Annotated in this window: 8 protein-coding genes and 1 pseudogene; 6 read left to right on the forward strand and 3 right to left on the reverse strand. The window is 38.4% G+C overall.

Annotated features, from left to right (window positions below; translation table 11 throughout):
* Positions 1-243 precede the first annotated feature (243 nt).
* From SMIDD26_RS13580 to deoD, 5 genes and pseudogenes are all read left to right on the forward strand, one after another.
* Positions 244-2,991: a galactose-binding domain-containing protein gene (locus SMIDD26_RS13580; RefSeq protein WP_134990174.1), complete on the forward strand. Its 2,748-nt coding sequence runs from the start codon at positions 244-246 to the stop codon at positions 2,989-2,991.
* Positions 2,992-3,098: 107 nt separating this feature from the next.
* Positions 3,099-3,320, forward strand: a complete 222-nt coding sequence (locus SMIDD26_RS05280) for a hypothetical protein (RefSeq protein WP_061439345.1) — start codon at positions 3,099-3,101, stop codon at positions 3,318-3,320.
* A pseudogene (locus SMIDD26_RS05285) lies at positions 3,321-3,566 on the forward strand (purine-nucleoside phosphorylase); the annotation flags it as partial.
* Positions 3,560-4,843, forward strand: coding sequence for a chloride channel protein (locus SMIDD26_RS05290; RefSeq protein WP_061439349.1), 1,284 nt, complete (start codon positions 3,560-3,562; stop codon positions 4,841-4,843). The pseudogene SMIDD26_RS05285 and the gene SMIDD26_RS05290, both read left to right, overlap by 7 nt.
* 395 nt (positions 4,844-5,238) lie before the next feature.
* Positions 5,239-5,949 carry a purine-nucleoside phosphorylase gene (gene deoD, locus SMIDD26_RS05295; protein ID WP_000022097.1) on the forward strand — a complete coding sequence of 237 codons (711 nt, stop codon included), beginning with the start codon at positions 5,239-5,241 and terminating at the stop codon, positions 5,947-5,949.
* A 94-nt stretch (positions 5,950-6,043) separates the two neighbouring features.
* Here deoD and SMIDD26_RS05300 read toward each other — a convergent pair whose 3' ends face one another.
* The 3 genes from SMIDD26_RS05300 to coaA all read right to left on the reverse strand — a co-directional run bounded on the left by SMIDD26_RS05300 (position 6,044) and on the right by coaA (position 7,833).
* Complete coding sequence (locus SMIDD26_RS05300; protein ID WP_061439352.1) at positions 6,044-6,556, reverse strand: DNA topology modulation protein; 513 nt, start codon at positions 6,554-6,556, stop codon at positions 6,044-6,046.
* A 52-nt stretch (positions 6,557-6,608) separates the two neighbouring features.
* On the reverse strand, positions 6,609-6,845 hold the full coding sequence (gene rpsT / locus SMIDD26_RS05305; RefSeq protein ID WP_001274000.1) for a 30S ribosomal protein S20: 237 nt from the start codon (positions 6,843-6,845) through the stop codon (positions 6,609-6,611).
* 67 nt (positions 6,846-6,912) lie between these two features.
* A complete protein-coding gene (gene coaA / locus SMIDD26_RS05310; RefSeq protein ID WP_061439354.1) occupies positions 6,913-7,833 on the reverse strand; it encodes a type I pantothenate kinase in 921 nt (306 codons plus the stop codon).
* A 200-nt stretch (positions 7,834-8,033) separates the two neighbouring features.
* On the opposite strand from coaA, the gene SMIDD26_RS05315 reads away from it, so the two are divergent.
* On the forward strand, positions 8,034-8,438 hold the full coding sequence (locus SMIDD26_RS05315; protein WP_061439356.1) for a hypothetical protein: 405 nt from the start codon (positions 8,034-8,036) through the stop codon (positions 8,436-8,438).
* The last annotated feature ends 207 nt before the right edge of the window (positions 8,439-8,645 follow it).

The following is an 8,645-nucleotide window of genomic DNA, read 5'->3' on the forward strand; positions in this document are numbered from 1 at the left end:
GAAGAAACATAGGTAGACTATGGGTTTCTTCCTACTCTTGTACCTGAAAGAGTCTGATAGCCAGCATTGTGAAAGACAAGAATCTAGGAAGCTGGAATTAGCTTCCTAGCCAAGCAGACTAGTATGATAAGGAAAGATAAGAATGAGTTTACTTTCTGAATTTCTCAGCCTTGTCCCATATAGGGGACAAGGAGATTTCGCTTGAGTCTGATTATAAATAAACGAAAAGAAAGATAAGAAATAATGAAAATTGGTCAACGAATTATGCGTTTTGGCATAAAAAAATTAAGTATCGGAGTTGTATCTGTTGCAGTCGGCTTTGCATTTCTAGCTCCAGCTGGAATTTCAGCCAATGAACTAAAGCAAGATGTAACATCTGAAGTGGCAACAAGAGTGCTAGATTCTAAGGAGGAATTGAGAGAGCCGGAAAATGTTGCTCCAAAACTAGAAACTCCTCTTAGAGAGGAGCCAAGACTAGCTCCTCAACCGCTTCCAGAAGTAGGTGAAGTTCTTGAAAACAAAAGGGAAGAGTCAAAAGTAGAGATAACAGAGCCAGCTCAAGACTCACCTATTCATGCTCCTGTAGAAGAAACTAAAGAAGAAGCTGTGACAGAAAAACCAACAAATACTCGTTCTTTAACAGCAGAAGATTTGGTGAAGATTTCCAAAGGGGAATTGCATTTAGAAAATGATTTGATTGATGAATCTCTCTATGGTGAAAAAGTTCTTGATTTGGAAGGGGATGATGACCAAGATGGCATCAAAAACAAAGATGAACTTTATGTGTACAACAAAGATGGTAAGGATTATCTAGGATATAACAGTCATCCCTTGCTAGCAGACAGTGATGGGGATGGTTTGGCAGATGGAGAAGATGACAATAAGAAAGAATGGTATGTCACAGACCGTGATTCTCTTCTCTTTATGGAGCTAGCCTATCGAGACGATGATTATATTGGGAAAATTTTAGATCATAAGAATCCTTTCCCGAGTCTCTATCTTGATCGTCAAGAATACAAACTCATGCACAATGAATTGGCTCCTTTCTGGAAAATGAAAAAAGCCTACCATACAGATAGTGGCTTGGATGCTTTCTTATTTGAGACCAAGAGCGACCTTCCTTATCTCAAAGATGGAACGGTGCACATGTTGGCTATTCGTGGAACGCGAGTTAATGACGCCAAGGACTTAAGTGCAGATTTGGTTTTATTAGGTGGAAATAAACCAGCTCAAGCGGATGATATCCGTAAGGTTGTTGGGGAATTAGCCAAGGATACAAGTATTACCAAGTTGTATATGACAGGTCATTCTCTTGGAGGCTACCTAGCTCAGATTGCAGCGGTGGAAGCTTACCAAAAATATCCTGATTTTTATAACCATGTATTGCGGAAAGTGACGACTTTCAGTGCTCCTAAAGTGATTACTTCCAGAACTGTTTGGAATGCTAAGAATGGTTTCTGGGATGTTGGTTTGGAAAGCCGTAAATTAGCTGTTAGTGGAAAAATTAAGCATTATGTGGTTGATAATGATAATGTTGTGACTCCCTTGATTCATAACGATCGTGATATTGTTACATTTACAGGTAATTCACGCTTTAAACACCGTTCTCGTGGCTATTTTGAAAGTCGAATGAATGATATTCCTAACTTTAATATTGGTAAACGAGCTACCTTGGATAAACATGGTTATCGTGATCCGAAATTGGATAAAGTGCGATTCTTTAAGAAACAGGCTCTGCCTCAATCTTCTAGTCAACCAAGCGCTGAACCAATGGAAAATATTGCCTTAGGAAAACAGGTTACTCAAAGTTCGACAGCTTTCGGAGGAGATGCTAGAAGAGCTGTGGATGGCAAAGTTGATGGTAACTATGGTCACAATTCTGTCACTCATACCAACTTCCAATCTAAACCTTGGTGGCAAGTAGATTTGGCTAAAGAAGAAACCATTCGCCAAATCAATATTTACAACCGAACAGACACTGCCCAGGATAGATTGGCAAACTTTGATGTCATTCTTTTAGATAGTTTTGGTAAAGAAATTGAGAGAAAACGCATAACATCTCTTAAAGATGTATCAGCACAAATTGCGTTTAACCATAAAAAAGCGCGTTATGTTCGAATTGAGCTAGAAGGCTATAATGCCCTCAGTCTTGCAGAAGTCCAAGTATACCGTGCTGAGAATATCGCTTGGAAAAAACAAGCTAAGCAAAGTTCTACTGATTTTGGAGGAGATGCTAGTCGTGCCTTGGATGGCAATACCAATAGTAGTTATAGCCAGCAATCAATTACCCATACAAAATTTGAAAACCAGCCTTGGTGGGAAGTTGATTTAGGTCGTACAGAACAGGTTGGGCTTGTCCGACTTCATAACCGTGGGGATGGAGAGCTTTCTAAACGTCTGTCAGACTTTGATGTGATTTTGTATGATGAAAAAGGGAAAGAAGTTGCTAGACAGTATGTTTCTAAACTTGACGGAACGAGCTTGGATGTTCAATTAAATGGGAAATTGGGACGCCGTGTTCGTGTGCAACTACGTAAGAACAATCAAGCCCTCAGTCTTGCAGAAGTAGAAGTTTTCCGCTTTATAGCTACGAATGGTGAGACGGCGACACAAGTTTCTAAGCCAGTTCAACCAATCAGTCAGACTCCTGCAAAAGACAAAACATTGACAATTCAACATAGTGGAGCTTACATTGCTCGCTACTCTATAACTTGGGAAGAAGTTACAGTAGACAAAGATGGAAACCAAGTTGTTCGTAGTCGTTCTTGGGAAGGAAACGGTCGCAACCAGACTGCAGGTTTTGTCCTCAACCTCCCAATCAAAGAAAATATGAGAAATCTGCGAATTAAGATTGAGAAAAAGACAGGTCTACTATGGAATAGATGGCAAACAATCTATGAAAACAGACCAATTTTAGCTCAACCCCACCGTAAAATTACCCATTGGGGAACAACATTAAATTCTAAGATTTCTGATGACGATGTCTTGTAAAAAATCCTACTATTTAATAATGAGATGATTTAGTTTATAAGAGAAGTACTACCTGAGCTTGAATAGAACTCAGGTAGCTCTCTGTGAAAGAACAAAATTAATACTCAATGAAAATCAAAGAGCAAACTAGGAAACTAGCCGCAGGCTGCTCAAAGCACTGCTTTGAGGTTGTAGATATAACTGACGAAGTCAGCTCAAAACACTGTTTTGAGGTTGTGGATATAACTGACGAAGTCAGTAACCATACATACAGCAAGGCGACGTTGACGTGGTTTGAAGAAATTTTCGAAGAGTATAAACAGAAAGGTAGAGCGCGTGTTCTAATTTGAACACGAGTAGAAATTCGTACCTATAAGATGCTTGGAACAGATGTGGTCGGAATGTCAACTGCTCCTGAAGTTATTGTTGTAGCCTACTCAGGTTTGAAACTTATAGGAATTTTATGTATTACTAACTATACTACTGGTTTCAAAGAAGAGATTAACCACGAAGAGGTTATAGAAGTGACTGAGTGTGTTAAAGGTGATTTTAAAGGCTTACTGAAATCCGTTTTTGCTGAATTATTACTATGTTAAAAGAATTGAGAAGTATTTTTCAGAACCTCCCTTATAATCTTAAATTATTCCTAGCAGTCATTTTGCAAGGAATAGTTTCAGGTTTATCTGGTATTTTTCTACATTATCTTTTAAAGATGATAGAGGGGATAGCTTTTGGTCAATCAGAGCATCAAACTGTATTCTTGACAGATGGAGTTTCCTCGTCGCGGATAGGATTAAGTTTAATAATCGTGGGTGTCAGCTCATCCTTGGTCTGGTATTACTTGCAAAAAAAATCACAGATTTTTTCCATTAAAGCACAGATGAAGGATGAGACTTCACAATACAAACTTCATTTTTTAAAACAGCTATTTCATTCAATTTGGCAGATTATTGCAGTTGGAGGGGGAGCACCTATTGGTAAAGAAGCTGCGCCACGAGAGATTGGAACTCTATTTGCAGGACCAATTGGAAAAATATGTTCTCTCTCTAAGAAGGATCAAATCTTTCTCCTTGCTTGTGGTGTGGGTGCTGGTTTAGCAGCTGTCTATCAGGTTCCATTAACAAGTGTCTTCTTTGTTTTTGAAACTCTAGGAATTGCTCTATCTATTAAACGAGTTGTTTTAGTCGGTTTGACTACCTATGTATCAACCTATACAGCAGGCTTGGTTATTTCAGATCAGGCTCTCTACCAGATTCCAGCCATTGCATGGTCATTAAAGGAAACGTGGATTATTCCCTTATTACTTTTTTTCTTAACCCCACTAGCTTGGCTTTTTGGTCGCTTGAGTAAAGAAGTGTCTTCAAACAGGATAAAAGATAAACGAGTACTTTTCACATTGCCTACAGCTTTTCTTTGTCTTGCTGGGTTGGCAAGTCATTTTCCACATCTACTTGGAAATGGACGTATGATGGCTCAGGAAGTATTGAATGGTAGCAATGGCAAAACAGTATTCCTCTTGTTTATCCTAAAAGCACTGGTCGTTCTTATTACTCTGTGGGCAGGGGCCTATGGTGGTACACTTACGCCATCTTTTGCCTTGGGTATGGCTGGAGCTGCTCTTTTTGGAATGATTCTAGGTGGGGATAGCCAGCCAAGTATTTTGCTTTTGGGATCGGTTTGCTTTTTGTCTGTGACCTTGAGGGCTCCCTGGTCTGCAACTGGATTAGTAATAGGTTTCACTGGGCTAGCTTTAGATTCTCTTCCGTATCTCTTAGTAACAGCTATTTTAGCCTATGAATTTGCAAAAATATTAGACCGCTTTTCTTGGGCTAATATACTGTGTCAGAAGTCAAAGAATAGAGTAATAAGATAGAGAACGACCGTTTCTTCTAATCAAAGATTTATCTTAAAAGATTAAAAACTATTGTCAATTTATCAATAACTGTTTGAAATAAAAAAGAAGTAGGCTTATCGGAGTCTTGATTGAATCCGATTGTTCCTAGCTATAAAATATAAAAAAAGAAAGGTAGAGCGTGTGTTTTGATTTGAACACGAGCGGAAAACTTTTCTAAAAACTCAGAAGAGAAGTGGAATTCGGGCTTGAATTGAAGCCGGTCTAATCTTCTCAATATCATCAAAATTAAGAAAGAAAGGAATTGAACCCACCCTAAAAGCAGTGGGAAAAAGATAGTTGGTCTAGCGAGCATCGCTCACTGCACCCAACTCCTATTTTCCCTTTGCTTTTTGACGGGTTTGGTATCTTATATTATGTCTATCCATATTGCTGCTCAGCAGGGTGAAATTGCTGATAAAATTCTTCTTCCTGGAGATCCTCTTCGTGCGAAATTTATTGCGGAGAATTTCCTTGAAGATGCTGTTTGTTTTAACGAAGTGCGTAACATGTTTGGTTACACTGGTACTTACAAGGGTCACCGTGTATCTGTCATGGGAACTGGGATGGGAATGCCATCCATCTCTATCTATGCGCGTGAGTTAATTGTTGACTACGGAGTGAAAAAATTGATCCGTGTGGGAACTGCTGGTTCTTTGAATGAAGATGTTCACGTCCGTGAATTGGTTTTGGCGCAGGCGGCTGCAACCAACTCAAACATCGTCCGTAATGACTGGCCACAGTATGATTTCCCACAAATCGCTAGCTTTGACTTGCTGGACAAGGCCTACCATATCGCCAAAGAACTTGGTATGACAACCCACGTTGGGAACGTTTTATCATCTGATGTCTTTTACTCAAACTACTTTGAAAAGAACATCGAACTTGGTAAATGGGGAGTCAAGGCTGTGGAAATGGAAGCAGCGGCTCTTTACTATCTTGCTGCTCAACACCATGTTGATGCTTTAGCTATTATGACTATTTCAGATAGTTTGGTTAATCCAGATGAAGATACAACTGCAGAAGAACGTCAAAACACCTTCACTGATATGATGAAGGTCGGTTTGGAAACATTGATTGCAGAATAAAAGAGAACACAAAAGGAAGACTTTCTGGATGAAAATCTTCCTTTTTTAGTCATTCAGTCCATACTGTGACCTTAATGAAATGTTGCTCTACCGTCTATTTTTTAAGAGATTGCAAAAAACAATCAATCTCTGCTTGAGAATGGAGAATACGCATCTTTTCTGGGTAAGTATTGTTTAAATATTGGTATCTATCCTTAGCATTTTTTGTTCGTCCATCCCTGAGAATCCATCTGATAAACTCCCAATTAAATTGTTCTTGACAACCAGCTGCCATACTTTCTCTGACCTTGCCTCGGTATGTGAGATAACGTTTAAAGGCTCGTAGCAGACAATTCCAGCGAGAAAAATTGAGAAAGATGATTTGGTCAGCTTCCTGCATTCTTTCCTCGTAATAGCACCAAGAATAATTCCCATCAATGACCCAAGCTTCATGCTTGGTGAGAAATTTTTTCATCTCGGTCAGCATCCATTCGCGATCACTGTCTTGCCAATCAGGTTGAAATTGGAGTGTGTCCATGTGTAGTTTTGGAATGGAGTAGTAGTTAGATAACTTTTCTGCTAGCGTTGACTTACCAGAACCAGAATATCCGATAATTGCGATTTTCATTTTCTACCTTTTCCTATTTAGAGACAAAAAAACAGCCTCTATGGACTGTTTCTTATTTAGCAAGTTTAGCTGAAAGACGAGCTTTATCGCGGCTTGCTTTGTTTTTGTGAATCAAACCTTTAGTTTCTGCTTTATCGATAGCTGAGCTAGCAGCACGGAAAAGTTCTTCAGATGGGTTTGCTTCGAAAGCTTTGATAGCAGTACGCATAGCTGATTTTTGAGCTGAGTTCTTTTCGTTTTGTTTAACGTTCAATTCAGCGCGTTTGATAGCTGATTTAATGTTTGCCAATGTTCTTACCTCCATATTTACTAACTATACCATTATATCTGAAAACTTACGTTTTGACAAGGGAAAATTATTTTTTTAAGTAAATTTCATCGATTTCATGGTTCTTTGTTTTATGAAGAATCACTTCCGCACGATTTCTGGTTGGTTCAATATAATTTTGTAGATTTGTGAGATTGATACTGGTCCAGACTTGATGGGCAAAGGATTCCACTTCCCCAATCGGCATTTGTGTAAAACGATAATAGTAGCTATTAGGATCGTTTTGGGCTAGGCTCAGCATTTTCAAAAAACGGTCCAGATACCAACTCTCAATATCATCTACTCCAGCATCAACATAGATGGAAAAGTCGAAGAAGTCAGTGATATAGAGACGTTCGTTTTGTGGATTTTGAAAGACATTGATTCCTTCAACAATCACAAAATCAGCAGCTTTGACACTTTGTTTCTCTTCGGGTACGATGTCGTAGACTTCATGCGAATAGACAGGAATATCTACATCTTGTCCATTTTTGATGCGGTCCAAGAAGTTGAGAAGAGCTTCCATATCATAGCTTTCGGGAAATCCCTTGCGATTTAAAATCCCCTGCTCAATCAATGTCTGATTGGGATAGAGAAAACCATCAGTTGTAACCAACTCAACCGTAGCATCTGTAAGCGTACGGGACAGTAGGATTTGAAGTAGTCGGCTGGTTGTTGATTTTCCAACAGCAACACTCCCAGAAACCCCAATAATAAAAGGCTGGGCTTTGCTTTCACGTTGAAGGAAGATCCCTTTTGAAAAGGCTAAATCTTCCTTAGTTCGCTTGTAAATCTGAATCAGATGAGCCAAGGGGAGATAGATATCTGTAACGTCTTGAAGACTGATTTGGTCATTAAAACTCTTGATAGATTCCAATTCTTCTTCTGTCAAAGGAGGTGTTGTCTTTCGATGTAAAGATTGCCAAGTCTGGCGGCTGATTTTTTCAAAATGTAAAAATTCGTTGGTCATTTGTTTTCCCCTAGATATTTTGTCTATCATACCATAAAAAGCTAAAAAAATAAAGCGGTTTCTTGACACTGGTACATCAATATTATATGATAGAGATAGATAAAGACTGATCAATTTATTGATGAAATAGGAGATAGATTCTACTGATTTATAAGCTTATAAAGGGGGCTTTTTAGTTCACAACTTATAGGAGGTGTGTCATGAAAATCTTAAAAAATTATATATTGGAACTCTGTTTTATTTTAAGTTTTGCCTTACCTTTTATAAAAGGAGCCAATGCGGATAATGGTAGACGTTTTGTGGAAACCTATTACGGTTTTACTTTTTTGATGGAACATGCCATTGTAACAGCTGTCTTTATCTGTTCGCTCTTGATTGCTTTCTTCCTAAAAAAACGGTGGACGAAATGGCTTGTTGCTGGTAGTTATTTCTTTTTAGTTCTATGGATTGCTACAGAGGGTTATTTCTTCCGCATGTCACTAGAAGATTTGATACGACTTTGGACAAGTTTGGAATTCCTGACAAAAACGTATCAGTTGGGCTTTTATTTAAACATTTTGTTGGGAATCCTATTGATAGTGAAATATTTAAAAGTAAAGAAATAGCGCTGACAATGCGTCTGATGATAGACAATAAATTGTTTTATCATGGTAATGATAGCTGTAGTCCTAGATGAAATACAAGTTGCTTATAAAAGTTGAAAGAGATTGAAGGGGGAGTTATTGTAACGCAACTTCCTTCAATCTTTTTGTCTCATTCTGGATATGTAAACGATTTACAATTCGATCCAAAATATGATAGAATAGGGTTAT

It is taken from the genome of Streptococcus mitis (assembly GCF_001579035.1).
GTDB lineage: Bacteria > Bacillota > Bacilli > Lactobacillales > Streptococcaceae > Streptococcus > Streptococcus mitis_J.